A 26,993-nucleotide genomic window follows, 5' to 3' on the forward strand; every position below is an offset into this window, starting at 1 on the left:
GGGAGATTTCTGCAATGGAAGCAGCATTATGTGACGTAAAGCATAAAATTTCCATTCGGAAACTTTATGCTTTATTTTGTGATTTTAAATATATCTTTGCCGTGTTGGCAAGGATATACTTAATTTTATTTTAGGTAAGATTATACTTAAAAAGTAAGCTTGTAATCAAATTACGAATATTAATAACTTGTCATCTCCGATACGATTGACAGATGAATGTATTGCTTAAGTATTGGCGATTACTCAATATGCAGGGGATGTCATGCTCGAAGCAGACGAGCTTTTATTAAAGTGCATTTTAGACAATATAATAACTAATGCTAAAAAATATACTCCTGATGGTACTAAGGTATCATGATTTACCAAAATCGATTTTAAATTTGATATTACCATTAGAAAGCGTTGCTTGCGTTTTATATCCTAATTGTTCAGCAAGGCTTTTAACAGTTGCAAGTCCGAGCCCAGTGCCTGAAAAGTTCTTGTCACGAGAACTTTCTCCAACATAAAAGGGTTGCCATATTCTAGAAATATCTGTAAGCGTAGTATCATTACTAATTTCAAACACACCGTCTTGGTGAAAGATAATTTGAATTTGATCCTCAGAAGCGTATTTGACAGCATTACTAATCATATTTTCAAAAATGAAACGTACTTTATCTTGCTCAGTCGTCAGCATAAATTCAGTAACTTCAGTTTTAAAATAAATTTGTTTTTTTCCTTGTATATGTCGATAATTATCCAATATCTCATTAATCAACATAATTAAATCAAAGTTAGTTTTATTAGAATCATTGTCTTCTGTTTTGGCGAAATAAAGCATATCTGTTATTATTTTTTCCATTCTATCAACTTGCTTGTTAATGGTTGTAAGATAAGTTCCATCATCCATACCATCTTCAATTCCACTGGAATATACTCTAACTAATGCTAAAGGAGTTTTAAGCTCATGGGTTAAACCAATCATAAATTGCTTTAAGTCAATGTTCCGTTTAGATAAATCCTGCTGCGCTTTTTCGAGTGCCTTACTCATTTTATTAATACTTTTTGCAAGGTCCTCAATTTCATCTCCTGTCCGAATTTCAGCCTGTTTAAAATCCAACTCGCCAATTTCTTTTGCAACCTTTTTAAGTTCATTTAAAGGTCTTGTTAGTTTTCGGGATAGAAAGGCAGTAATTATAATAATCACTAAGATACTGACTATCAAAAAGAATATGTTAAAACGATTAATAAAATAGGCTATATCAATAAAATTAGCCATAGAGGCTCCAATCATAATTAGCTGATTACCTTCTTTTGAATAATGTGCGATAAAACTGGACTTTTGTTTTCCCTGATTGTAAACCTTGCCCACAATTTTATCCTCATTAACTTTTTGTAATACTTCTTCAGAAACCCAAAATTTATTAAGTGCAATATGTTCTCTTGCAAGTTGCTGTTTTAAATTTTCATTCAGGACATTAATATTATCTTCTAGCGATACTGAAAGAATAGTTACATCAAATCGATGCTCCACCAAACTTTTATCCTCAAATTCCTGGTACACTGAAAAAGCATTAGTTACGTTTTTGTTCAATTGATGAAGATAATATCTCGGTAGAAAAAAATGACTTACCGCAAGTGAGATGCTAAATGTGATGATAACAACAAGAGTTATATAAATAGTTAATTTTGTTCCAATTTTTCCTTTCATTCCCTTGTGCTATATCCAACGCCTCGATGCGTTTGGATAATATCCTCTCCAATTTTTTCACGTAGACGTCGAATATGTGTATCTACTGTCCGTGGATCACCCTCATAGTCCATACCCCATATTAAATCAAGTAGTTGATCTCTCGTTAATATTTGTCTTCTATTTTGGCTAAATATACGTAAAAGCTCGAATTCAGTCTTTGTTAAAATCAATTCTTCTCCAGATTTCCATACACGTTTGCTTGAAATATCAAATGAAACATCGTTTATTCGTTGAATGGATTCCATTTGCAACAATTTTTTTACCCTCATTAATAAAACTTTTGGATAAAATGGTTTATTTACATAATCATCAGCGCCATCAGATAGGGCAATAAATTCATCTTCTCCTGTATCTCTAGCTGTTAGTATTAATACTTTAATTTTTTGATTCTTCTTCATTTCGCGGCAAACTGTAATCCCATCTTTTTCTGGCATCATCCAATCCAAAATGGCCAAATCAATTTTTTCATTATAGAAAATATCAAGTGCCTCTGAACCATTTGTAGCCGTAAATACCGTAAATCCTTCCTTTTTGAAATAACTTTGTAAAATCCTTAACATATCTAGTTCATCATCAGCGATAAGTACATTCATATATTTATCTCCTATTTGTCATATTTCTCTAAATTATACTGTTCTATAATAGCAATTAATTTTTCAGGATAAATAGGGTCTGTGGCATAATGATTTTTCTTCAAAGCATGTGCTGCTTCCTGATAATTCGCTGCAGCAAGAACATCATAATATTGATGCTTATTCCAACTCGTTCCTTCTAAAAATAATTTAGTATGGTCAATTAAGGCACTTTTTAAATCTGGATAAGCTCTAAATTCAGCTTCTATTGTATAACTTTTATTATTTTTATATTCAATAGTTGCCATTTTTACTGACATGCCATTGTAGCTACCTTTTATCCCAAATAAATTATTTGCTTTTACAGCCAATTCACTTTCACCATAATTCGATTCTAATATAGCCTGAGCTATTATTATGCTCGGTAATACTCCTCCTGTTTGTTGGTTTAATTCTACAGCTATAGGAGCGATTTCATCTATAAAATGAAATTCTCTATTTTCTTTCTGAAATAGTCTTATAAAAAAAACAGAAAGTAAAGCTAAACTAACTACTAGTATAATTATAAACACTTTGTATTTTTTATATTTGCAGATTCTTTTCATTATATAACCTCTTTTTAAATGAATTTATTACATGTATTTTAAAAGAGGAATGTTACAGTCATTTTACAAAAGAATAAGAGTAGATGAAAAACCTTTAATACGATTAATGAATACTTTGTTCGCTTCTTTCTAAAAAAAAGTAGTACAAACTATGGTTTGTACTACTGATAAATAATTTTTTCTAAACCTATGTGTAAAAGAACAAGGTTATTTGTTCAGTCCTTTTTTCAATGCATCCCAAATCGAATTATCAACTTCTATATCTTTTCTATCCGGTAGTTTGCCATTATCCTTAGCTTTCCAATAGGCCTCCTTGACTGGCTGACTTCCTAATTCAAAATCCATACCTTCCCACGTATCTTCACGAAATGCATAAAATGCCCAGTGCCAGCCATAATCATCGAAAATATCAATTAAATCCTTTATATATTGATCGGCACCGCCAACCATTCGGTTAATTCCAAACTCTTCAGCAATAATTCGGTTGTTTGGTATATTGTGTTGCTCTGTCCATTGTACAACTGGTTCTAAAAAATCTTTCAATGCAGCTTTATCGAACATTTTTTCTGCTTGATCTTCACCGACCTTCACCTTGCCAGGATAAGTGTATGTGAATCCTTTTTTTCGATTTTGGCTTGTCATTTCATAAGGTTCATACATATGGAAAGCATATAACACATTATCGTCATCTATTGGTTTTAAATATTTAATCGCCCATGGAGTGGCAAATAAACCTGAATCTAAAATAATTGGTGTGTCAGAATCTACAATTCGTATAGAATCTACAATTGTTCCATAAAGCAGGTTTAAATCTGCAGGAGTATTTTCCAATTTGTTGTACCATTTGTCATAATCTTCAGTCCAAAAATCATTAAATCCCGTAGCTGTTTCAGGGTGTGGCTCATTCACTACGTTATATCCAACCACTGCAGGATGATCTTTCAAACGGAAGGCAAGATCTTTCCAAAAAAGTGCTGCTTGCTCATGATATTTAAAGTCTTGCCAAATACGGTCGTCATTTTCATAGTTATTAAACTGCCTCCAACGATTTCCTGGAAGACTTAGAACAGTCAGTACAACTTTTGACCCTCTTGCATATGCTGCATCCAAATCCTCTTTTAACTTTATAAAATCTTCTTCAACAATTCCCTCATATTGATCTGCATTACCGATTAAGAAATCCTTATTAGGACTTGGGTCAGGTTCGTCATTAAATAAGAAGCCTCTATCTTTTGCCCATTTATCAGGTGCTAAACGGATAAATTCAATATTGAATCCATTCGCCTCTTCATAATTTTTCGGTAAAGAAGAAGAATTCATAAAGTTTGTTCCTTTTCGTTGTTCATTCCAAAAATCATTCTTTACCTCCTTAACTTCCTGTATTTCATGTTTCTTTTCTTGCTCTAAGGAACTACAACCAGCAGCAAGTGCTACTGTTAAAAAACAACCAAGGGAGGCTATCATTTTGAATTTTCCTCTCAGCCATTTCCTTTGATTTATTTCTCTCATATTATCACCTCGTTATATATACTACTGAACCAATGTTAAGTGAAAGTGACAAATAAGCAGATGTGTGTATGTTCATCTGAAATCAATCTGAGGATCATTTGAAAGTTTAATGAGGGGTATTCGATAGGCGAGAGATAGCAATTTTAGTTTGTTATTAAATTGCTAATCGAGAAATGATTCTTTGAATCTTATAAATCTCCAAAATGACAACTTCCTGTAACAATAAGATGCTACAACATTTAATAAATTGTAGTTTTTTATGATAAATATAGAGGTGACATATGAAAGGTAATACGAAAAACACACAAAAAAATAGGTTATCAATGGTAAAATTAATCACTCCCTTGAAACAGTTAATAAGAAGGATGTTTCAACAGAAAATTAAGTGGAAATGTGTTATTTCCCTTATAATCTTCATTTTTCCAATCGCTACTTATTTATACGCGTCCCACTTTGAAACAAAATCATTGTCTATTACATGGACTGATATCAAAAATCCTAATATTCCTGAAAGTTTTCAAAATGTAAAGATTGTGCAATTCTCTGACACACACTTCGGACCGAATTTTTCTCATAAGCAGCAGAAAATGCTGATCGATCAAATAAATGAAATTAATCCCGATATTGTAGTCTTTACAGGTGATTTAATTGACAAGTTTCGTGAGTATACTTCCGAAAGAAAATACTCACAAACTATTTTGTCCCAAATTCACGCACCTCTTGGAAAATATGCAGTGTTCGGTAATCATGACCGTGGAGGCGGCGGGGGGTATTTGTACGAACAGTATATGGAGGAGGCGGGTTTTACAGTTTTAGTTAATGAAACTATAAAAATTAAGGCAAGCAATGATGACTATATTACGATTTCTGGTCTTGATGATTTTTTACTTGGCAAGCCAAAAGTGCAGCATACCCTTCAACACTTACAAGAGAAGGACTTTAACATATTGTTAGTGCATGAACCCGATGCAGTAGATGAAGTCCTTGAGTATCCAGTTGATTTTCAAGTATCTGGTCACAGTCATGGAGGACAAGTACAACTTCCATTCATTGGCCCTATTATCACTACTTCATTAGCAAAACAATATGTAGAAGGCATGTATTCATTAAAGGGGAAATCAAAACCATTACAGTTGTATGTAAATCGAGGTATTGGTACAACAAGAATGCCTATACGCTTCTGGAGTAAGCCAGAACTTTCTGTTTTTTTATTAAAAAATTGAAGATACTCGCAAGATCTCCTTTCCATTTAATCTAGGAGAATAAAAACGAAGCCTAATCATTTCGATTAGGCTTCGTTTTTTACTGTAACCCTTCAAGTGTCTTCACAATTTTCTCTGTATTATTTCTGTATATTGTATATTTGTATCTCATCTCTCACTGATCGTATTCCTTTAACATCCCTATAGAAGGCACTCAACTCAATGAGCTGCTCCCGAAACGGAAATGCATCATTCACATATATGTCTATTTGTTTGGCATAACTTTTATTTAGAAAACTTTCAGCTGAGAAAGCAGGAAAAGGTGTTAATTGACTTTTTTCGTTTTCAAAAAGGTTTTCTTTTGGTAACAGAAAGAATAATGTAAAGCCCACTATTATATTTCCAACCATAATTAGAAGTATAAGTGATTCCACAGTAATTGAGAAAGTGAAAATCATAAGTGAAAAATAAAAAACTTTTCACTATGTATTTTATAAATATTAAGGAATCTTAAGTATTTTTCCTACTGTTTCTTTAGGTTTGAAATGTATTCTAAAGCCGTAGAAAAATTCAAACCTATGGAGTGATTGTGTACATGAAATCTTTCAGTTTTATTTTTCAATATTTATTAAATCCAAGGACAATAGGTGCGGTTCTGCCAAGTTCAAATTATCTTGCAGAAAAAATGGTAGATTGTATTGATTTCCATAATGCAAAATACATAGTAGAATTGGGCCCGGGTACAGGAGTCTTTACAGATAAGATTATTGAAAACAGAAATCAACATACGGTTGTCATGTTGATTGAGAATAATAAAGAATTTTGTACGTTATTAAAAGAAGAGTATAAGAACGAAAAGAATTTGATCATTATTAATGATTCAGCTGAGGAAATCGACAAGTATACAAAGGACTTTAATATTCCATATATTGATTATGTAGTTTCTGGCCTTCCTTTTGCAAGTTTGCCAAAAAGCTCCTCAAGTGCTATTTTAATTAAAACCAAAAAGCTCCTAAGGAAAAATGGGATTTTCATTACTTTCCAATATACGCTATTGAAGAAAGGCTTAATTGGTCACTATTTTAAGCAAATTAATATAAAACGTGAGTACAGAAATATACCCCCAGCGTATGAGGCGTTCATATCAACAGTTTTACTTGATAATCTTCTTCAGAAGTATCTACAACAGCAGAGATTTTCTTATTCTCATTACCAACAACATGACCTTCTAAATATACTTCATGTGTTGCATATTCACCTGAAAAACTAACTTCATTTATTGTAACATCGATATTGTTTTCGTTTTTTAAATGCTCAACGGTAGCTTGTATGGCTTTTTCTTTCGTATTTGACCAGGCTTCTTCACTAAATTCCTTAGGCATACCTTGATCGATAAGGAAAAAAGTCGCTGGAGCTAAAGCAATTATTGTACTACCACCAAAATAGATAAAAATTTTATTAGTTTGTCTTTCAATAAAAATTTCCCTCAAAACATGTTTTTCTTATTGTTTTCCAACAATAGCAATTCTAAAACACAATTTTAGTTTTAACAATTAAATTTAGGTGAAATGAAACTTATATTTTGTAAGTTTTAGTTTCAATAAATAAAAAAAGCGTTCCTAAACACTTTGAGGAAAGAAACTATAAAAAGGGTCACTTGGGATAGGAGTGACCCTCAGTAACAAAATTCGGAGGTGTAAGGCTAAATTAGCTTTACATTACTATTAATATGTCGTGATAACGTTGTTTGTATAGTTCATAGCCTGAGAAAATAGATTTAAAAATAAAAAAGCCGCAGCGTCGTTTTACGCTACAGCTAAGAATTGGTTTATGCCCTTCGAATGGTTTGTTCGTTAAGACAAAAAATAGTTTTTAATTAAAACTGATAAAATTTCTATTTACAACAGATTTAAGCTTTAACGATTAATCCTAACAATGAAGCAAATCCAACAGCTTGTTCTGAGGATACTTCACAGCCTTTCAAACTTTCCAAGGTAACATTAAGTCTTTCAAATTTACATGTGCTTATATCAATTCCTTTTAGTGACGTTTGAGAAAAATCAACATCATTAATATCACTTTGAGAAAATATCACCTTATTAAATGAGCATTCAAAATAGTTCGCACCCTGTAAAGTTGAACGATCGAATATTACTTGTTTTAAACGAGCCTCGGAAAAGTCGCATAAATTTGCAATACAATTTTCAAAAGAAACATTTCCGAAATTAGCTCCTAAAAAATCTAATCCTAATAATTTACAGTTTTCAAATTTGACTCGATGTATTAAGCCTTCACTGAAGCTGGAATTAGATAAATCACAGTTTTCAAAAATCACATCAGTCAAATCAATTTTTCTAAAAGTAACATTTATGAATCTCACATTTTTAAAAATAACTTTTGATAAAACTAGTCTTTCGACAAACTCTTCATCAATTACGGTGTTAGAGATCATGCAGTTTGATAAATAAGGTTCTTCTTCATAAAAAATATCTTGAAAATTCGCTTTTTCTAAATGTGATGGTAATTTTGGTAATTCAATTTTGAAACCTTTTGCCACAATAGCACAGCCTTTCAAATGCAGTTATTTACTATTAATAAATAAGTTTAAATAAAAAGCCTTAATTATATAAGACTATATTTTTTTGGAAAAGTGTGTGCAAAATAATTGTTTGAAAAGATAAATTTATTAGTATTTTTAAAAAATATTTTATATATTTCCAAAAATGGTCAACCAGAAATATCTGGCTGACCTTATAATACGAACGGAGCAGCAGTTTAGTTCAATAACAAATGGATGTTATACTTTAAAGGAATTGTAAAAATTCAATGTTCAGCTATTTAATTAAAGCCTAAGAATATGTTAGTGAGGTATTTAAAATAATGATGAAAATAGTACCCCCTAAGCCTTTTTTCTATAAAGGTGGAGAGAAGGCAGTTTTACTATTACATTCTTTTACAAGCAATACTATTGATATGAAAAAGTTAGGGAAGTATTTGCAGAAGAACAATTATTCTTGCTATGCACCATTATACAGTGGACATGGTTTAACAGCAGAAGAACTTCTCACATTTAGACCATCAGATTGGTGGCAAGATGTTCTAAACGGTTACCGGTTTTTGAAGGATGAAGGTTTTGAAAAAATAGCTGTGATTGGTCTTTCTCTTGGTGGTGTGTTTGCATTAAAAGTAGGCCAAGAGTTGGAGATAAATGGTGTTGTGACAATGTCAGTGCCAATACACAGGGAAGCTACTTTTCTACAAAAGCGTGTCTTTCATTATGCAAAAGGATACAAACAACTTGAAGGGAAAAATGAAGAACAAATAAATTTAGAAATGAAACGTCTTCAAACTATGTCTATCGATTCATTAGTTGAGTTCCAACAGTTAATTGATATAACGATGGATAAATTAGCACTTTTAACGTCACCAATTCGTATATTATATGGTGAATTAGATGAACTATTGTATAAAGAGAGTGCAGAGGTAATTTTTCAAAGCGTTGCAACGAATCAAAAAACAATAAAGGGGTATCCGAACTCTAAACATTTAATGACAATAGGTACGGACATTAACGACGTGAACAAAGATATTCTTACATTCTTAAATGATTTAACTTGGTAATTTTAATGAAAAATCAACCGATTTTAAATAAGGACAAATTTTTTTAAGATAATCGAAACAATATCCATGTTCAAACTTCCCCTTTTTCCATGAAATGAAAATGGGGCCATGATGAACCGATTATGAGCTTAACACTCGTGCTTTCGTTTCCTTGAAAATAAAAAAAAACATGTTTTTATTTCTCCGTCAATAAAATAATGATAATAAAAATGCAGCCTTTTCTCGATAGAGTAGGGCTGCATTTTTATTATCTGAATTTATTCTGGTTAAATATCTATACCCTCCAAATGCCTACAATACTTCTCTACGAAGGTAAGCATACTGTCAAATTGTTCCTCGGTTATCTGATTAAATACGTCCTTATCTCGCTCTCGAAACTCTTGGTGCAGTTCTTCATGGACATTGTAAATTACTTTCCCTTATTCAGTAAGCTTAAAATAGATTTCTTTCTTATTGTCCGGTTTCTGGTAACTTTCGATTAAATCTTTTTCCATGAGTTTCTTAGTTATTTTACTGATGGCACTTTTAGTCAAATATAAGGACTCTGCAAGTTTTGTCACGTTGGAATCTATATTTTTCTCAATGTATTCGATACAGTGTACTTCTGAAGGCTGATGCCCCTTGAGGCTGATTTCCATCTTAAGCCAAGCCATCTTACAATATAAGTCCCTGAATGCCATAATAACCTTTTCTTTTTTATTCATGGCATGTCGTCCCAGTGCATTAATAATATGATATTGAATTTTTATTTCTATTTCCAAAATATTGAAATAATCATAATTGAGCTATTTTGGATAAAAGAGAGTCCTAAGCATCACTGCGCTGTGTAAATTAGGGAGAAGTCTTTGAATAAATGAGAAAAAAATTAAAAGTAGAAAATACACTCCTTAATATTTGAACTGCTATGTAGACAAAAAGTAGACAACCATTTGACTACAAAATCAAGGATTACAAAAAGCTGAATAATTTAAAATGAAAACTGGGTTTTTACTACTAATAGATTTATTATTTTTACGTCGGAATTTGTTTAACCTTAAATGTTCAGTAACACTTGTTTAAATTATTGAATTTAAAACTTACAAAATTATAAGGTACATGTCATCAAAATTAATTGTTAAAATTAAGATTATGTTTTAAAATTGCTATTGTTGAAAAACTCTAGGTCACTCGGCCTAAAGTGGTCAGTAACTAAACACAGGTAAAAGAAAAGTAAAACGAAAATTAAATGAATGCTATATATAGGTAAGTAGGAAAACAATTCAATAAATAATGAGGTATTACTATGATTTAAAATACTCCGTAAATGTTAGTTGAAAAACGAACATATGCGGTGGATTTCTATAGAAGAGGTTTCCGATTATGGGAAGAAATGTACTAACTATTTTATAACTTGACAGAAGTCTAAATGGGGAGTAAGCTACATTAGCTGTGAAAAAAGCTATTGTGAAGTAACATTTTTTAAAATGAAATGTTTATAATAAAATATTTATAATCTAAGTTATAAGTTAATATACATCTAGATTTTAATTTAAGTAAGTAAAAGAGGTGCAAAAATGAAAAATTTAATAAGTAAAAAAGGTAACCTATTAAACAACTTTTTAGGGATATATTTATTAGCTGTTTTAATGTTATGGATTAAAACATACATCGCTCAAACAGCACAATTTAAACTAGGCGTAGAAGGAATCCTTCAACACTTCCTTTTACTAATAAATCCACTAGGTTCCGCAATGCTGTTCCTAGGAGTTGCATTTTTATTTAGAGGGAAGAGAAAATATACATCACTAGTTGTAGTTTATACTCTGATGTCTATTGTTTTATATGCGAATATTGTTTATTACCGATTTTTTAGTGATTTCATTACATTACCTACAGTTACCCAAACGCAGAACTTCGGAGATTTAGGTGGCAGTGTTCTTTCTTTACTAAAGCCTTATGATCTCTTGTTCTTTGTGGATGTATTTGTAATGTTTTATCTACGATTCTCTAAAAAAATACAAAAAGATACCAATCGTTTTGGATATAAAAAAGCAACGGCAATCATTACTTTTGCATTAGCAATATCAATCCTAAATTTAGGACTAGCTGAAGCTGATCGTCCGCAACTATTATCTCGAGGTTTTGATAGAAACTATATTGTGAAATATCTAGGAATGTATAACTATACGATTTATGATTCAGTAGAAACGATGAAAGCATCTTCACAGAGAGCTTTGGCGGATAGTAGTGATATTACAGAAGTAATGAACTATACAAAAGCTAACTACGCCAAACCTAATGCAGAATATTTTGGTAAAGCAAAAGGAATGAATGTTATCTATTTACATTTAGAATCATTCCAAAACTTCCTGATCAACTATAAATTAAACGGTGAAGAAGTTACACCATTTTTAAATTCGTTAGCAAAAGATAAGAATACAATGTATTTTGATAATTTCTTCCATCAAACAGGTCAAGGTAAAACTTCCGATGCAGAATTTATGCTTGAAAATTCATTATTTGGGTTACCACAAGGATCTGCTTATATTACAAAAGCACAAAATACGTACCAAGCAGCTCCTAGTATTTTAAAAGATTATGGTTACACATCTGCTGTATTCCATGGTAACAACGGAAGCTTCTGGAATCGTAATGAGATTTATAAATCATTTGGATTCGATCACTTCTTTGATGCTAGTTATTATGACATAGGTTCTTCAGAAAACATGGCTGAATATGGTTTGTTAGATAAACCATTCTTTAAACAATCTGAAAGTATGTTAAGTTCGTTACCACAACCTTTTTATACAAAATTGATTACGGTAGGGAACCACTTTCCATATAAAATGGATCAAAGCTTAGTAACAATTGATAAAGCTAATACTGGAGATTCAAGTGTAGATAATTATTTCCAAACAGCACGTTATGCAGATGAAGGCATCAAACAAGTATTCGACCAATTAAAAGAATCAGGCTTATATGATAATTCAATGATTGTTCTTTATGGTGACCATTACGGTATTTCAGATAATCATAATGATGCGATGGAACAAGTCATTGGAAAAGAAATTACACCATATGAAAGTGCTAATTTGCAACGCGTACCATTATTTATACATGTTCCAGGAATGCAAGGTGGAACTAACCATACTTATGGTGGCCAAACAGACCTTCTTCCAACGCTATTACATTTACTAGGAATTGATACGCAAAAATTTGTTCAATTTGGTTCAGACTTATTATCAAAAGAGCATGATGAAATTGTACCATTTAGAAATAGTGATTTTGTCAGTCCTACGATTTATTCAATTAACGGGAAATTTTACGATAGTAAAACAGGTTTACTACTAGATGATAGTCAATTGGAGTTTGCGAAAACTATCAAAGATAAAGTAGATCTTAAATTACAACTATCTGATAAAGTCGTGAATGGTGACTTATTGAGATTCTATACGCCAACAGGTTATACGCCAGTTGATCGTTCTAAGTATAATTACTCCAAAGATGCGGATGTAGAATCTAATTAATTGTTGTCATTTGCTGGGCAGTTCAAGAAGATGTATTTGATATCAAAGAGTTTATATTGCTTTATGGTATCTTACGCGTTATCTTGAATTGCCTTTTTATATGTTATTTTAATGATGGGGCAAGTATATTTTTAAATCAAAATAGGAAAAATTCACATCAAAAGAGCGCGAGAGGTCAATGTTTCTAAAATTGATTTCTCGCGCTTTTTTAGGTTTTGACCAGCTTTCTTCAAGCCTAATTTCGGCGAGATCATTACGATTAGGTAGTGATGATACTACTCATGATATGAATTATTTTAACCATATTAAAGTTAGCAGAAAAATTATTATACTTCGGGTAGATATAGGGACTGATGAGTAAAATAGAAAAAACCGGCAGAAAAAAGATTGCCGGTTTGGGATGATGATCATTAACTTATTTTGTACTGTTTTTGTTTGCAAATCGACCAGAAGCTTGGTTTTTGTTAGCTTCTGCTTGCTGGATTTGTTGTTTAATTTGATGAATATCAAGCTCATTTCCGAATTCTTCGTTCATCGAGTGCATTGCACCAGAAGCTTGTATTTTGTTAGCTTCTGCTTGTTGGATTTGTTGTCTAATTTGTTGAACATCAGTCTCAGTCCCGAATTCTTCGTTTGCATTAGGGGTTTTTTGGTTAAAGTTTTGGTTGTTGTTATTCATGGATTTCACCTCCTGAAAGTAGTCTGTACAGAAGATGCTTTATTATTCGAAAAAAATAATCCTAAGGCAGAGTTAATACCAGCTGACATTAACTGTATTAAGAAAGTCATTTATTGAGTAAAAGAAAAAGCCGCAGCATCGTCACACGCTACAACAAACTAATAAACAATTTGAAACCTCATTAAACCTTATGTTCATAGGAATAGCCTAGATAATGAATCCTAAAAGGACAACAGGTACCAAATTTAGGTGTCTTTACGATTATTAAAAGATTCTCACACATACTACAATAACAACTAATAATAAAATCATAAAAGGAAAAAATAAAACAAACTTGTTTCATTTGATACCCATGAAAATATCTCTACATTGTTTTAATTAAAAAACCCCAGCAATTAACTGGGGTTGATAGGGTGTGATCGCCGTATACTAAATAACGATGACAAGTGCAAGATACGGCAGAAACTTTGCTCAATACTTCTCTTCGGGAGCGAAATGGCCGATTCCTTTTAATTCAAAATCAAAAAATTTAAGAATTAGTTCATTTTCAGTTTCAATACAGTAAGATTGATCAATATCGGCTTTTCCTCCTTGTAGAATATTTGCCAGTATTGGAGAGAAAAGCGGTAAATCGGTTAAGCTTAAATGTTTTGCCCCTTTAAAATGAGTAGTATATGCATCTTTGAAGTGTTCATTATTAGGTTTGTTCGCTATATAAATGGAGTTGTTTTCGAGCTGTCCCCAAACATCGTCAGAATAAATGTTAAGAAGTGGGGTCGTAAAGTCTTTGCTGCTAGCTACAAAATCATCCATTTCTTTCTTATAAATAAGCTCACTAAAGAATGGCGCATCCATATTTACAACTGCACTTATATCATTACGCTCTCTGCCTAGCCACACACTTGCAGCACCGCCCATTGAGTGCCCAAACACACCAATTTTCTCTGTATCGATATGTTGATAAAGGGAGTTATTATCATTTTTCGACTTTTTAAGGATCGTATCAATGACAAAATTCATATCGTCTGTTCGCAGTTTCATCCATTTTTGAATGATATTGTACCGTTCTTCATTCGAGTAAACGCCTTTATTCATATTGTTTTCGAATTCATGGGTAAAATCTGAATTGATCATAGCTACTGTTCCATCCTCTGAACGAGTATAGAAAGAGTGATAGGGGTGATCGATTGAAACGACTACATAACCGTGGCTTGCCAGCTCAGTATACGTAGATCTGTTGCTTGTCTTGATACCGTATGCCCCATGTGAGAACACCAATAGTGGGTATGTTCCGTCTGCGTTTTTGGGATACCAAAATTCTACATTAACAAATCTGTTGTCCCCCGTGTCAGTAAATTCCTCAATACGATTCTTGTCCAGATATGTGTCAGTAGCGGTTGCGACTTCATATTCTCCTGTCACTTTTGGTGATGGGTGCTGTGGAAAAATAATGATAGGTGAAAGTGCAAATACAAATGTCAATATCATCATAATGGACTTCCACACAACGCTAGAAGTTTTGTATGGTTTGATAGTTGTTTTGTTAAGGATAAGAGATACTGTCCCATTTATGGCTAATAAGAAAAGTAGTATAGCAAGCGATACCCAGCGGAAACTCCAGACAATCACTGATGAAACAGTTAGTATTGCAAATACAATAAATACAGCAATTCTAATCCAATTCTTTATTTTTTTATGGTTTTGCTTAGTTACTATGCAGTAGTTGGCAAAAGCAATCTCGAAAATCAAAACCATTAATAAAAGTAAAATTCCCATAGTCGTTACTCCACCTCATTTGTAAAATTTTTTTATGAAATCATCATATTAAATGGATGGCAGGATGTATATGGAAAAACGGTAAGCTGTATTCACAAGCCAATAAGATGCAAAAAAACGGCAAGCTCTAATGCTTACCGTAAGAAAGTTTGTTGCAGACAACTACTGCTTATTGATTTTCTTGACTACTCACCAAAGTCTTTCTTCAATGCCTTTAGTTTTTCATTGATTTCTTTTGCATCTTTTTTATCATTTTGCCATGACAGTAGACGAACAATGATATAGATTACGGCAATTTGCAGTGCAAGAATGATTATTTCTGATGTGCCATTTACAAGATGAATAGCACTGCCAAGGACAATCAATAAAATCTCCAAAGTGAAGAAATGAATAATAATCCTTATTCGCATTTCCTTCTCGCTTAAATCGTGAGGAGAATATAAAATAAATCCCGTTAATGTACTTAAAAATGAAAATGCCATAATGATATAAATTGACTTCAAATCAAATGCCATGTCATGATTAAACATTTGTCGCAACAAAGTAATAACCATGATTATGGATGCGAAGATGATAAAAAAATTCTTAATTATCTTTTGCACAAATTCAAATAAGTTCATATATATCCCTCTTTACAAACCAAGCATTTTTTTTAGGACAGGCACATATTGCCTTGATATAACAGTGCGTTCTCCGTTATCCAGCACCGCTTCGAATCGACCACTAATGGTCGGATAAACAGATGAAATTTTCGCGATGTTCAAAATAGTTGATTTCGATGCGCGAAAACAGTTTTTTCCCGTACATAATTCCTCTAGCTCGTATAGCTTTTGTTTTACCTCAAAAACGTTGTCCCTGCAGTAAATAAAAACTTTTCCCTCGACTGCCTCGAAATAATAGATATCATTAAGCTTAATTCGGTGAATATAATCATTTTGATGTCCGAGTAAAATAGGGTTTTCAGTTTTCAGCTTGTTAATGATTTCATTTATTTCGTCATCAATCTCATGACATTTAATAAGAATCTCTTCTTCGAATTCTTGGCTTATTTCCTCTATTGAAATTTTCAAATGATCACCCACGAAAATTCAAATTATTTATTTCTGTACAGTTTTATAAACTCAAATGAAGCATGGCTAAATAGGCTTGTTTATCCTAATGATAACACCTCCGCATACAATTTTTTGCATTTTATCAGATTACTGTATGGATTTTATATTATGATAGTAGCCAGAATTGGCTAAGTCAAGTGTAGAAGAAAGGGCTTGTTACAGATAAAGTATAAGAAAGATCATTAACGGAGCAGGTAGTTTAACAAACGGTGTCTGATAGTTTAATTAAGTAAACAAAGACTGAAACCAATATTGGTTTCAGTCTTTGTTTTGTTTATCAGATATAAGTAGCGCTTAATTCAGATTTAAGTAGTCTTAATTTATTTGGCTGCAGCTTTCAGCTTATAAAAATTTCGTATTAATGGTTAAACTTTACAAACGAATAAATAAAATATATAATCAATAATCATATTAACAATGATTATATGGTTGTTGATTATAATAAATGTGTGAGGTGCTTATTTTGAAAGGAAGAGATGTTGTTTTAGGGTTACTTATGGAAAAAGAATTATCTGGTTATGATATAAAAATAGTTTTTGAAGATGTATTCACGCATTTTTTTGATGGCAGTTTCGGAATGATTTATCCGACTTTAAGACAGCTAGAAAAAGAAGGGAAGATTAAAAAAGAGGTTGTGATGCAAGAAGGTAAACCAAATAAAAAAATGTATTTCATAACAGATGAAGGACGGGAAGAGTTTTATCAATATATGAAGACAGATGTAGAGAAGGATGTTCTACGCTCGGACTTTTTAATGCGGATGTATTTTGGGAATTATAGCGATATGAATACTATGAAAAAGTGGATCGAAGAGGAAATTGAGAGAAAAGAGGCGTATGTTACAGATCTCCGTTTTAAATATGAAAAATGGAAAGATGGTATTACATTTGCGGAGGAGATTTCCTTAGATGTTGGGATTGCAAGTTATACTGCACAAGTTGAAACATTAAAAAATAAATTAGCGCAATTAACAATACAAGAAAAAAGAGAAGGTAAGTAAACTTACACGTGAGTGGGGAAAGTTATGGAACAATCTAAAGGAATCAAAATCGTTTTCTTAATGTGTTTAGGAATTTTCCTGTGTATGATTGATACGACAATTATGAATATTGCTTTACCAGTAATACAGGCGGATGTGAGCGCATCGTTGGAGAAAATGTCCTGGATATTGAATGTATATACGATGTCTATTGCTGTATTAGCAATACCACTAGGGCGGGTCGCTGATATCTTTGGAAAGGCAAAACTATATATTATAGGTTTAATAATTTTTGGCATTGGTTCAGCATTATGTGCACTTGCCAATACGGGTGATTTTCTTATTTTTTCTCGTTTTATTCAAAGTATTGGTGCTGCTATTTTGTTTCCAACAAGTATGGTGATTGGAGTATCGGCGGTTCCAGTGGCAAAAAGGCATGTTGCGCTTGGTATTTTAGGGGTGACACAAGGATTATCTGCTGCCATAGGTCCTGTAATAGGAGGAGTTATTACACAAAATTTAGGATGGAGATGGGTATTCCTTGTGAATCTACCGATTTGTATCATTGGTATTATTTTATGTTTCATTATGCTAATTATAAAGAATGAGGAACGAGTAGTTGCTAAAATTGATTGGACTGGATTAGTGCTTTCTAGTTTGGCTATTTTCTTTTTCACACTTGCATTAGTTAAAGGGAATACCTGGGGGTGGCTGAGTAACTTTGCATGGATGTGCTATATCATCAGTGTTATTTCTTTTATTCTATTTATCTTAGTTGAAAGAAAAGTTACATCACCGATGATAAATTTACAGCTATTTAAAGATCGAACTTTTGTTGGAGCTTCTATTGTAGTTATACTTAGTAATTTGTTTTTAATTGGTGTAACTGTTTTACTTCCAACGTTTCTCACAAAAATACAACATCGAACAGAAATTGAAGCAGCTTTCTTAGTGACACCTATTTCTGCCATGATATTTCTAGTTTCTCCATTTGGTTCACTGATTATGAAGAAGCTTGGTAAGGTTCGGGTTATATTAGTAGGATTTATAGTTATGAGTGTTGCTTATTATTGTTTACAAATGATAGGAGCAGATTCAACAAATAAAGAAATAATCATCCCTTGTATGATTTTAGGTGTTGGATATGGTTTAGTTGTTGGGCCAATTACTATATTAACAGCCTCCACATTTGAGGGAGAATTATTAACTGCTTCTCAAAGTGTTGTGTCCATGCTTAGACAAATAGGAATTGTATTGGCTGTAGCCATTTTTGTATCAGGCTTGACTCATAATTTATCAATAAATAAAGAGAATGTTTATCACTATGCGGAAGAAAAAGTGCATGAACTTCATATTGATAAAGCTGAGCAAGAACAAATATTAACAGTAACAAAAGAAAAAATACAAAACAAAGAATTAGAGTCGAATATAGAAAAGAAACAGGGAACTGATCTTATTGGCATAAGTCAACAACAAAAGGAAAGTATTATTACAGAGAAAGTAAATGATGCTTTAAATGAAGTCCCGGTACAATACAGAGAAATAAAACGGTTAGAAATTACAAATCAAGTAACGAAAGCGGTTGAAGAAAAAATAGAGGGCATAAAGAAAGAAATGGATACATTCTCGGATGATATTAGTCATTACGCTGAAAAAGAAATGGCAAAAAGTTTTACAGATTTATATAAAGTGAGTGTACCAATTATTTTGCTCTGTAGTTTAGTCGCTTTTATGTTTCGTAATAGAAAATTTAAAGTTGGTAAGAGAAAAAGTCTAAATGTAAAGTAATATTATGTTGAGTATGAATAATTTTCGAACTGCTCCCTGCCAAGTAGACAACGGAAATAATAAAAATGTATTAAGCGGCTTGAGCTCTGAATTCTAAAGGACTCAAGCCGTTTAATCTATTTCTGGTAGCCATAAGGAAGGCGGGGGAGTTTACTCCTCTAATTGAAATAATGATTGTTTTAAGAGGTCTTCTAATACTCTAGTTAAAAAATCCAATTCATTAGAGTGGTATTGATTTAAAAAATGAATTACATTCTTTTCTATATGCTCATGAAGTTCCTTGTGAACCTCAAACAATTCATATCCCAGTGGTGTAATAGAAAAGAGAATTTCCTTTTTATTATCGGGTAACTGCTCTTTACTTATGAGATTCAAACTCTCTAACTTGCGCGTGATTTTTGAAACAGTTCCTTTGGGAATTTCCATTTCTTTAGAGATCGTAATACCATTGACGGGCCCGAATTTTCCAATTGCATCTAAAACGTGTAACATCATTATAGTTATATTCGGCAAAAGTTGTCTTAAAATTGGATTTTTAACCTTTTGGGCCATCCACTGTTTTTCCTCATCATCTCCGTCTGTAAATTTTTTCGAAATTTGCTCTGTTAATTTAATGATTTGAAAAACAAGAGCATCCTTTTCTGTGTTATCGTACATCGTTTATTCACCTTTTCAATAATAAGTCTGTTTCTATAGTATACAAGAAATAATTAATCTTATAAAGTTTCTTGGAAACAATGTTGACATCGATTCATAAAATGGTAATATGGTTTCTAGGAAACAATATTGGAGGAGAGGATAAAATGAGAGTTCAAGAAAAGATGCAAGCGGTTCGTATTTATGAATATGGAGATCCCGAAAAAATGCAATTGGAATGGCTTGATATCCCTAAGATAGGTAAAGATGAGGTGCTCGTCAAAGTAAAGTTTGCCTCTGTGAATTTCCTTGATATTCAGATGCGTCGTGGTGACCTGGTAAAGCAAAAATTTTACGGAAAGGAAGCAGGTTTCAATAATAACCTACCGATTTCGATTGGTAGTCAATGTATGGGTGTAATTGAAGCGGTAGGTGAAAATGTTGACCATTTACAACCTGGAGATAGGGTAATCTGTGGAGGCGGGGGAACCTATGCAACCTATGTAGTTGCTTTAGCAAAGAGAATGATTCCAATAAATATAGATATTCCTGATCAACAAGCGGCAGCCGGACTGACACAAGGATTTTTAGCCTATGCCTTTACACATAAAGCTTATCCTATTCAAGAGGGCGAATGGTGTTTAATTCAAGCAGCAGCTGGCGGACTTGGTAGTTTAATATGCCAAATGGCAAAGCTACGAGGAGGAAAAGTAATTGGTGTAACATCAAAAGAAGAAAAAGCGAAATTTGTGCTTGAAGCTGGTGCAGATACCGTTTTGATTTCCACAAAAGAGAACATTGCTGAGAAAGTTAGAGAAATAACAAATGGAGAGGGAGTCCGTGTGGTTTATGATGGGGTTGGAAAGGATACCTTTGAATCAAATTTGAATAGTCTTGGTTTAGGGGGGTATCTAGTGATGTATGGTCAGTCAAGTGGATATGTTCCGCCATTTGATTTAATGAAACTCCAAGAAAAAGGATCTCTATTTTTAACAAGAACAAATGGACTTCCGTATATGAAATATTGGCCTGAATATATTGAGAATTTCCAAAAGTGGGTAGCAAATAATAGTATTTCAATAAAAATAGATCATGTGTATCCCTTAAAAGATGTAGCCAAGGCGCATTCTAGAGTGGAAGATAGAAACTCGGTTGGAAGAATTCTGTTAAAGCCTTAGGTTAATTGATAATGAAAAAGGGTATTCCATTAAATCAATAATTATTTAGCACATTGTGAATTTAAAAGGAGTGATCCTTGCTAATAATTATTTTATTAAAGAAAATCATTTCATTATTAGAAAAATGGCTTTTTACTGTAGCTAATCTAGCATATCAATGATGTGGCTTTTTATGATGCCTTGGAAAGTTGAGTATGCATAGATAGAGGAAATATAAAAAGGGTCACCGGAGGATTGTGACCCTTGTTGAGATTTGAAGGGAAGGATAATTTTAAGTCTAAATTTGTATTATCCTATTAGTTATGAGCATTGGAGGCGGTATTAGGTATTAATAAACTCTCATGAAACTAGTACCGACAATAATTAAAAGAATGAATAGAACAACAATTAGCGCAAATGCTGAGCCATTGCCACTACCATAATATTCAGACATCGTAATCCCCCCTTTCTATACTTTATAATATGTATAGTTGTCAAAATGAGTTGCGATATTTATCTTAGGATGTCTTAGGAAAATGTTGAAAAAAATAGCTTTAGATAATTAAGAACATAATTTTAGGACGGAACATTGGAAGAGGAAGTATAAAAGGGTCACCGGAGGATTGTGACCCTTATTTGGATGGAAAGGATACAGGACAACACGTATGCCAAACTTTACTTTGTAATGATCAATAAATTGGATAGCATATCCCTCAAAAAAACATTGTTTTTTTCAAGGGGGGAGTATGCCCATTTCTCTCATTACAAAGGAACCGAGCAACCCTGTAGTCTCAATGTGTCAGGAGGTCCTTGTGCAGGATCTCCTTTTTTATTTATTCAATAAATTTTACATTGTACTGCGAAATATCCAAATAGACGCTTGCGTACCTTTATCTTAAGAGGTGAAGGATTAATGTTAACTATTACATTCCGCTGGAAGCTTTCTCAACTACCAGAACGAACTGTCAAGAAGCACTGTAAAATGTGTGGAACATTATCTGTTTTTACGGATACAAATGTACGAAGGCATAACGCAAATGGAAAAAATATTTATCAATATGCAATTTATAAATGCGAAAAAAATCATACTTGGAATAAAAAGTTAGCTAATTATAAAACGTTCTCAGAGCATGTTGCTGAAATGGAAGACCAGGAAGAGGGATTTTCAATTTTGTCTACGATTGCGATATCTAGCTTAGCAGAACAAGGAATAGAGGTAATACACATTGAACTAGATGATGTGACAGGAATACATCGAATTGATAAAGTGCTTGCAAACCAAATTGAGGATTGGAGCCGATCACAAATCATCAAAAAAATTGAAAAAGGAACGATTCAATTAAATGAGCAAGTCATCAAACCTAGTTCAAGATTGTCAAAGGGCGAATGTATTGCCATTTTCATTGACTAAAAGATTTTAAGTACTTTGATTGAAATATTAAAAATAATTGCCTAATGAGCAAAGCCATTTCTAAGTGCAGTCGAATCTGTCCATAGAAATGGCTTTTTGTCTGTAAAAATTTGTTTAAAAAATTCAGTCTCGTATCATTTTTAAAACTTAGAATGAAGACAAATGAAAGGAGTGTTATTGATGAGGATGAAAAAAATTAGTCTTGTTGTAGTTCTTATATTAGCGGGTTTTATAACAAATGACGTAGTCGTACATGCAGACGATTATAAACATGAAGATAAAAAACATGAAAAGTATAAAGAATATAAGGACGATAAAGACGACGACGATGATGATGACGATGACAACTATTACTATGATGATGAAAAAGAAGGTGAAACTTACTATTTTCAAGATGCTGTAAGTGCAAAAGGGACTTGGAATATTTGGACACGAACAGTTCCAGCAGATAAAGAAGTATTACCTTTTACAAGCTCTCAAAAGGTTACGTTTAAGGTAGAAGGTACAAATAAGGAGCTGAGCTTTTTTGTGATACCAAAAGACGGGGAATTTTTTGTGCCGGGAAAAGCAGTAGCTCAAGTATTAGGAGCAAAAGCAACCTTTTACAAAGCAAGTAATATTTTAATGATCCAACATCAAGCAAATGAAATAATTTACCGTGCTGGAACTAACGTTGTTTATGATAACAATTTGAAAACACCATCACCTGCACAAGCGTTTTATGTAAATGAAGAATTATATGTACCTATTAGTACTATAACGAATGGCTTGGGGTATATAGCTGAATGGCAAGAAAGTAACCAAACGTTTGTATGCCAGCCAATTACGAATTAGGGGGAAGCACTATGAAAGATCCGAAAAAAGCTAAATGGGTATTAGGGGCATCGGGGATACTTTTATCTGCAGCGATACTATCCCAAATTAACAGCCCGGCAGAAGCTGACTCTACACGTACAAATAATATTCAGGAAGTAGACCAGGAAAATATGACAAAAAAAGAAAAAGAACTAGTACAGCTAGATTGGACAAACTTTGAAATGACAAGTCAACCTGCTGTCAAAAGCGAGCGCAAAACAAAAAGAACGTAATGGAGTGGTCATGTGGATACACTAACTTTACAAATAATGAATACTGAATTTTATATTGCTATGCCAAAAGGTATTCATGTCGTATGGAAAGAAAAAGTAGAGAAATGGCTTCAATATGTAGCAAAAGAATGGTCAAGATTTCAATCAAATAATGAATTATCACAACTTAATAGTTTAGAAATTGGAAAAACGCTCCGCATTAGTTCGCTCTTATATGATTGTTTAATACAAGCGGATCGGTATTATCAACTTTCTAATGGTTTATTTTCTCCATATCTTAAACGTCAATTAGAACAGCATGGCTACAATCAATCTTTCCCATTTGATACAGCTAAAAGCAAGACATTTCAAAACAAACCGTTAATGGCAGAGCGACCATTTGAATTTCTTGGCGGTGAGCAAATACTGAGGGTAGCACAACAGGAAATTGATTTAGGTGGATTTGCCAAAGGATATGCGATTGAAAGATTGGCGAATTGGCTTGAGCAAGAGGTATCGCCTGATTTTGGACTAATAGACGGGGGAGGGGATATGAAAATGTGGTCTTCTGGGGAAAAGACCTGGACAATCGGTGTTGCAGATGCCTGGGATATCGACAAGGAAATAAGCTCGATTAAACTGAAAACAGGTGCCATTGCTACATCCAATCGGGTTTATCGAAGCTGGATGCAAGGAACAGTGAAGAAACATCATATATTAAACGGACAAACAGGTGAAATCGCCAATACAGAAGTATTACAAGCTTCAGTTGTAACGTCTTCTTTATGGGATGCAGAGGTTGGGGCAAAACTTTGCTTTCTTATGGATGAGAGCGAATTGCAGAAATGGTTCGAAAATAATTGTCAACAAAGTGCCCGCTTCATTGTTAAAGAAGGGCAAGCAGCAAATTGGAGGATGACAGGGGTGAAATAAATGATTATAAGTACGTGGGAATGGATTCGGTTATTAGGGTTATTAGCGTATTTTTACTTCACAATTTCCATTATATTTGGTTTGTTGAGGAAATCCTCATTTATCAAATCACATAAAAATTTAATTTATCATATCCATCAAAATGCGGGATGGCTAGGGTTAATCACCGTAATCGCGCATATGTTAGTGCTTCTAATCGATCAGTATGAGCCGTATAGAATAGAAGGAATTTTAATTCCTTTCACAGCTAACTATCAGTCTCTACCATCGGCCCTTGGAACAATCGCATTTTATCTATTTTTAATGGTCATCATGACATCGGATTTATGGATTCGAACAATGAATCGCTCCTTATGGAAAAAACTTCACTTTCTTGTGTTACCAGCATGGGCATTATCACTTGTTCACGGGGTGCTTCTAGGAACGGATACAGAAAATACGTTGATTATGATGTTTTATGTAGTTTCCGGAGGGATGACTATGTTAGTACTGGCAGTAAGAACATTAAGTGAATTCATGAAAAAAGTGAATGTTTCAACGTCACACAATAATTAAAAATCGGGGCAGTTTTAAAAGCCCCGATTCCTTATTAAATAGGGAATTCAATATGAATTGTAGTGCCTTTATTTACTGTGCTTGTCGCGTGAATTTTACCATCATGTTGCTCCACTATTGCTTTGGCTATGGCAAGACCTAAACCAGTGCCATTTCGTTGGCGAGCAGCATCACTTCGGTAGAACCGCTCGAATACTAAAGGTAATTCCTGTTCAGTCATACCAACTCCACTATCTGCAACAGTAATTTTTACAGCGTCTTTATTTTTTAAAAGAGTAAGTGTTATGGTTCCACTATTTGTATATCTTATCGCGTTGTCTAATAGAATATAAAGCAACTCTTGAACTTTTGAAGCATCGCCGAGCAGCTTGATGTTTTCTTGGACCTCAGTAGCAAACTGTATTTCAGGAGGCATAATCCTTTGAAATTTCGAGCTTACTTTTTTGAGTAAAGCAGATAATGGTATGATTTCTTTTTGAATGGAATCCTGCTGCTGATCGTGTCTTGCTAAAAACAGAAGTTTCTCTATGAGCTCTTTCATTATTTCAGCCTCATCTTTTAAATCTGCAATCAATTCTTTGCCAAAAGGGCTTAATTGCTGTGCTTCCTCAATATCTAAAATTTCTAGGGAACTATAAAAAATACTTAGTGGTGTTCGTAATTCATGAGACGCATCGGATACGAACTTTTTTTGTTTATCGAACGACCATTGAATAGGGACCATCGCTTTACCAGCCAAATAATAAGCCAGTAGACCGATTAAGACCGTTGAAATACAAGTTAAAACTATTAGTAAATACTTTGTCATTTGGAAAAAGTGATGCTGTGACGTCACAGATTTACCAACGATAATATAGCCTGCTACTGTATCGTCGTTGAAAATGGGCTTCTTTAGAAGTAGAAAATGCTCTTCCTGCCATTCATAATGCTGCACGAGTTTCTCACTTGGGTTCCTATTGCCAAATGATTTCTCGATCTGATTCTTCAGTCCTTTATACGATTCATCACCATGGACAAACTTATGATCCTTTGTGTAAATATAGTAAAAAAAATTGCGATTAGGGTCATAATTTAAAGTTTTAGTGTTTGCATGAACATGTTCAAAAAAATCGTGCTCTTGCCTAACATAAAAGTCTTCCAATTCGTTTATTTGTTGATTTTCCATTAATTTTACGAGTGAAAAGTATAGAACAATAACGAATAGTGAAAATAATAAAAAGTAAAGAATGGCATACAAATAGGATAATTTTTTTTTCGTTTTATGAAACATTAGTCTTCCCTCAGTTTATAGCCAATACCTCTGACATTTTGAATACGTGATTTGGATTGACTATCATCAATTTTTTTTCGCACAAGCTTGACTAAAGCATCTAAGGAATTATTCGAAACATCGTAATCGTAGCCCCATATATAAATACAAATTTGTTCCCTAGTTAGTACACGTCCCTTATTGATAAATAAATATTCTAACAGTAAAAATTCATTTTTAGTAAGATCCACTACTTCATTATTGTACAGAAACACTCGGGAATCTACATTCAGCTGTAACTGATCAATCTGGATGACCTGTTCTATCACTTTATCTTTTCTTCGTAGTAATGCACGAACTCTTGCTAACAGTTCCTCTATTTTAAATGGTTTTACTATGTAATCATCTGCGCCACTATCAAGTCCTTTAATAATGTCTTCTGTGTCGTCCTTCGCTGTAAGCATTAAAATACTACCATTGAATCCAGTGTTTCGTAACTGTTGGCATACTTGAATGCCACTAACGTACGGCATCATCCAATCTAAAATAACAAGATCATATTTCTCCGTAAGCGTATGGTCTAGCGCTTCCTGTCCATTTTCTGCTTCAGTCACATTGTGAAATTCTTTCTTAAACATATGAACAATATTTCTTCTTAATCGTGCATCATCTTCTGCTAGTAATATTTTCAAGGCAGCTTCCTCCTATTGATTATATTCAGCTAAGTATACGCATCAAAAATGAAATGAAACTGAAAAAGTTCGTTTCGCTTTCACTCTATAAAACTTATGTATTTCATACTTCGATAAGAGTTGAAGTTTTTCCTGTCTATAATGTCTTTAGACATAGATCATCACCAAAATGTGAGGTTGATTTCCGTTCCGACTGGGCGCTTTCCTGGGGG

Annotated in this window: 26 protein-coding genes and 2 pseudogenes; 12 read left to right on the top strand and 16 right to left on the bottom strand. The window is 33.1% G+C overall.

The genetic code is table 11. The annotated features are described in order from the left end of the window. Nucleotides 1–352: 352 nt before the first annotated feature. The 4 genes from ACQKN2_RS08490 to ACQKN2_RS08505 all read right to left on the bottom strand — a co-directional run bounded on the left by ACQKN2_RS08490 (nt 353) and on the right by ACQKN2_RS08505 (nt 4,373). A complete protein-coding gene (locus ACQKN2_RS08490) occupies nt 353–1,690 on the bottom strand; it encodes a histidine kinase dimerization/phospho-acceptor domain-containing protein (RefSeq protein ID WP_427414575.1) in 1,338 nt (445 codons plus the stop codon). Continuing rightward, complete coding sequence (locus ACQKN2_RS08495) at nt 1,687–2,325, bottom strand: response regulator transcription factor (protein WP_427414576.1); 639 nt, start codon at nt 2,323–2,325, stop codon at nt 1,687–1,689. The genes ACQKN2_RS08490 and ACQKN2_RS08495 overlap by 4 nt, the downstream gene beginning before the upstream one ends. An 11-nt stretch (nt 2,326–2,336) precedes the next feature. Further along, entirely contained in the window at nt 2,337–2,909 is a 573-nt protein-coding gene (locus tag ACQKN2_RS08500; RefSeq protein ID WP_427414577.1) for a glycoside hydrolase family 73 protein, read from the bottom strand. A gap of 207 nt (nt 2,910–3,116) precedes the next feature. Continuing rightward, nucleotides 3,117–4,373 (bottom strand): glycoside hydrolase family 5 protein, encoded by a 1,257-nt coding sequence (locus ACQKN2_RS08505; protein WP_427414622.1) that lies wholly within the window; start codon nt 4,371–4,373, stop codon nt 3,117–3,119. Nucleotides 4,374–4,783: 410 nt separating this feature from the next. Between ACQKN2_RS08505 and ACQKN2_RS08510 the strand changes: the two genes are divergently transcribed. After that, nucleotides 4,784–5,641 carry a metallophosphoesterase gene (locus ACQKN2_RS08510; protein ID WP_427414578.1) on the top strand — a complete coding sequence of 286 codons (858 nt, stop codon included), beginning with the start codon at nt 4,784–4,786 and terminating at the stop codon, nt 5,639–5,641. A 119-nt stretch (nt 5,642–5,760) separates the two neighbouring features. Here ACQKN2_RS08510 and ACQKN2_RS08515 read toward each other — a convergent pair whose 3' ends face one another. Next, nucleotides 5,761–6,078 (bottom strand): DHHW family protein, encoded by a 318-nt coding sequence (locus ACQKN2_RS08515; protein ID WP_427414579.1) that lies wholly within the window; start codon nt 6,076–6,078, stop codon nt 5,761–5,763. Nucleotides 6,079–6,215: 137 nt separating this feature from the next. Here ACQKN2_RS08515 and ACQKN2_RS08520 point away from each other — a divergent pair. After that, nucleotides 6,216–6,662: pseudogene (locus ACQKN2_RS08520) on the top strand (class I SAM-dependent methyltransferase); the annotation flags it as partial. Nucleotides 6,663–6,759: 97 nt separating this feature from the next. Here the strand turns inward: ACQKN2_RS08520 and ACQKN2_RS08525 are convergent. Together ACQKN2_RS08525 and ACQKN2_RS08530 are read right to left on the bottom strand one after the other, a co-directional pair. Continuing rightward, entirely contained in the window at nt 6,760–7,110 is a 351-nt protein-coding gene (locus ACQKN2_RS08525; RefSeq protein WP_427414623.1) for a hypothetical protein, read from the bottom strand. A 419-nt stretch (nt 7,111–7,529) separates the two neighbouring features. Beyond that, nucleotides 7,530–8,177, bottom strand: a complete 648-nt coding sequence (locus tag ACQKN2_RS08530; protein WP_427414580.1) for a pentapeptide repeat-containing protein — start codon at nt 8,175–8,177, stop codon at nt 7,530–7,532. Nucleotides 8,178–8,500: 323 nt separating this feature from the next. Here ACQKN2_RS08530 and ACQKN2_RS08535 point away from each other — a divergent pair, with 323 nt between their 5' ends. Beyond that, nucleotides 8,501–9,241, top strand: a complete 741-nt coding sequence (locus ACQKN2_RS08535) for an alpha/beta hydrolase (protein ID WP_427414581.1) — start codon at nt 8,501–8,503, stop codon at nt 9,239–9,241. 266 nt (nt 9,242–9,507) lie between these two features. Here ACQKN2_RS08535 and ACQKN2_RS08540 read toward each other — a convergent pair. Beyond that, nucleotides 9,508–9,945, bottom strand: a pseudogene (locus tag ACQKN2_RS08540) (MarR family transcriptional regulator). Nucleotides 9,946–10,794: 849 nt separating this feature from the next. Here ACQKN2_RS08540 and ACQKN2_RS08545 point away from each other — a divergent pair. Further along, complete coding sequence (locus tag ACQKN2_RS08545; protein WP_427414582.1) at nt 10,795–12,747, top strand: LTA synthase family protein; 1,953 nt, start codon at nt 10,795–10,797, stop codon at nt 12,745–12,747. A gap of 415 nt (nt 12,748–13,162) precedes the next feature. Here the strand turns inward: ACQKN2_RS08545 and ACQKN2_RS08550 are convergent, their stop codons facing one another. From ACQKN2_RS08550 to ACQKN2_RS08565, 4 genes are all read right to left on the bottom strand, one after another. After that, nucleotides 13,163–13,426 carry a gamma-type small acid-soluble spore protein gene (locus ACQKN2_RS08550; RefSeq protein ID WP_427414583.1) on the bottom strand — a complete coding sequence of 88 codons (264 nt, stop codon included), beginning with the start codon at nt 13,424–13,426 and terminating at the stop codon, nt 13,163–13,165. Nucleotides 13,427–13,897: 471 nt separating this feature from the next. Continuing rightward, a complete protein-coding gene (locus ACQKN2_RS08555; protein ID WP_427414584.1) occupies nt 13,898–15,202 on the bottom strand; it encodes an alpha/beta hydrolase family protein in 1,305 nt (434 codons plus the stop codon). Nucleotides 15,203–15,387: 185 nt separating this feature from the next. Next, nucleotides 15,388–15,822 carry a DUF3021 family protein gene (locus ACQKN2_RS08560; RefSeq protein ID WP_427414585.1) on the bottom strand — a complete coding sequence of 145 codons (435 nt, stop codon included), beginning with the start codon at nt 15,820–15,822 and terminating at the stop codon, nt 15,388–15,390. Nucleotides 15,823–15,834: 12 nt separating this feature from the next. Continuing rightward, nucleotides 15,835–16,272 carry a LytTR family DNA-binding domain-containing protein gene (locus ACQKN2_RS08565; RefSeq protein WP_427414586.1) on the bottom strand — a complete coding sequence of 146 codons (438 nt, stop codon included), beginning with the start codon at nt 16,270–16,272 and terminating at the stop codon, nt 15,835–15,837. Between the two features lie 505 nt (nt 16,273–16,777). Here ACQKN2_RS08565 and ACQKN2_RS08570 point away from each other — a divergent pair. Both ACQKN2_RS08570 and ACQKN2_RS08575 read left to right on the top strand, forming a co-directional pair. Further along, on the top strand, nt 16,778–17,314 hold the full coding sequence (locus ACQKN2_RS08570; protein WP_427414587.1) for a PadR family transcriptional regulator: 537 nt from the start codon (nt 16,778–16,780) through the stop codon (nt 17,312–17,314). A gap of 24 nt (nt 17,315–17,338) precedes the next feature. Continuing rightward, nucleotides 17,339–19,081, top strand: a complete 1,743-nt coding sequence (locus tag ACQKN2_RS08575; RefSeq protein WP_427414588.1) for an MFS transporter — start codon at nt 17,339–17,341, stop codon at nt 19,079–19,081. A gap of 150 nt (nt 19,082–19,231) precedes the next feature. Here the strand turns inward: ACQKN2_RS08575 and ACQKN2_RS08580 are convergent, their stop codons facing one another. After that, nucleotides 19,232–19,738: a MarR family transcriptional regulator gene (locus ACQKN2_RS08580; RefSeq protein WP_427414589.1), complete on the bottom strand. Its 507-nt coding sequence runs from the start codon at nt 19,736–19,738 to the stop codon at nt 19,232–19,234. A 146-nt stretch (nt 19,739–19,884) separates the two neighbouring features. On the opposite strand from ACQKN2_RS08580, the gene ACQKN2_RS08585 reads away from it, so the two are divergent. Then, nucleotides 19,885–20,895 carry a quinone oxidoreductase family protein gene (locus tag ACQKN2_RS08585; RefSeq protein WP_427414590.1) on the top strand — a complete coding sequence of 337 codons (1,011 nt, stop codon included), beginning with the start codon at nt 19,885–19,887 and terminating at the stop codon, nt 20,893–20,895. Between the two features lie 328 nt (nt 20,896–21,223). Here the strand turns inward: ACQKN2_RS08585 and ACQKN2_RS08590 are convergent, their stop codons facing one another. Then, nucleotides 21,224–21,328, bottom strand: coding sequence for a YjcZ family sporulation protein (locus ACQKN2_RS08590; protein ID WP_427414591.1), 105 nt, complete (start codon nt 21,326–21,328; stop codon nt 21,224–21,226). A gap of 459 nt (nt 21,329–21,787) precedes the next feature. Here ACQKN2_RS08590 and ACQKN2_RS08595 point away from each other — a divergent pair, with 459 nt between their 5' ends. From ACQKN2_RS08595 to ACQKN2_RS08615, 5 genes are all read left to right on the top strand, one after another. Then, nucleotides 21,788–22,285, top strand: coding sequence for a S4 domain-containing protein (locus ACQKN2_RS08595; RefSeq protein ID WP_427414592.1), 498 nt, complete (start codon nt 21,788–21,790; stop codon nt 22,283–22,285). Nucleotides 22,286–22,465: 180 nt separating this feature from the next. After that, nucleotides 22,466–23,119, top strand: a complete 654-nt coding sequence (locus ACQKN2_RS08600; RefSeq protein ID WP_427414593.1) for a stalk domain-containing protein — start codon at nt 22,466–22,468, stop codon at nt 23,117–23,119. 11 nt (nt 23,120–23,130) lie between these two features. Continuing rightward, nucleotides 23,131–23,373 carry a hypothetical protein gene (locus ACQKN2_RS08605; RefSeq protein ID WP_427414594.1) on the top strand — a complete coding sequence of 81 codons (243 nt, stop codon included), beginning with the start codon at nt 23,131–23,133 and terminating at the stop codon, nt 23,371–23,373. 12 nt (nt 23,374–23,385) lie between these two features. Next, complete coding sequence (locus ACQKN2_RS08610) at nt 23,386–24,285, top strand: FAD:protein FMN transferase (RefSeq protein WP_427414595.1); 900 nt, start codon at nt 23,386–23,388, stop codon at nt 24,283–24,285. Beyond that, nucleotides 24,286–24,840, top strand: a complete 555-nt coding sequence (locus ACQKN2_RS08615) for a ferric reductase-like transmembrane domain-containing protein (RefSeq protein WP_427414596.1) — start codon at nt 24,286–24,288, stop codon at nt 24,838–24,840. Nucleotides 24,841–24,874: 34 nt separating this feature from the next. On the opposite strand, the gene ACQKN2_RS08620 is transcribed toward ACQKN2_RS08615, so the two are convergent. Together ACQKN2_RS08620 and ACQKN2_RS08625 are read right to left on the bottom strand one after the other, a co-directional pair. After that, nucleotides 24,875–26,110, bottom strand: a complete 1,236-nt coding sequence (locus tag ACQKN2_RS08620) for a sensor histidine kinase (RefSeq protein ID WP_427414597.1) — start codon at nt 26,108–26,110, stop codon at nt 24,875–24,877. After that, a complete protein-coding gene (locus ACQKN2_RS08625) occupies nt 26,110–26,781 on the bottom strand; it encodes a response regulator transcription factor (protein ID WP_427414598.1) in 672 nt (223 codons plus the stop codon). The genes ACQKN2_RS08620 and ACQKN2_RS08625 overlap by 1 nt, the downstream gene beginning before the upstream one ends. Nucleotides 26,782–26,993: the final 212 nt, after the last annotated feature.

The organism is Lysinibacillus sp. NPDC093688 (assembly GCF_050280145.1).
In the GTDB taxonomy this organism is placed as follows: domain Bacteria; phylum Bacillota; class Bacilli; order Bacillales_A; family Planococcaceae; genus Lysinibacillus; species Lysinibacillus xylanilyticus_B.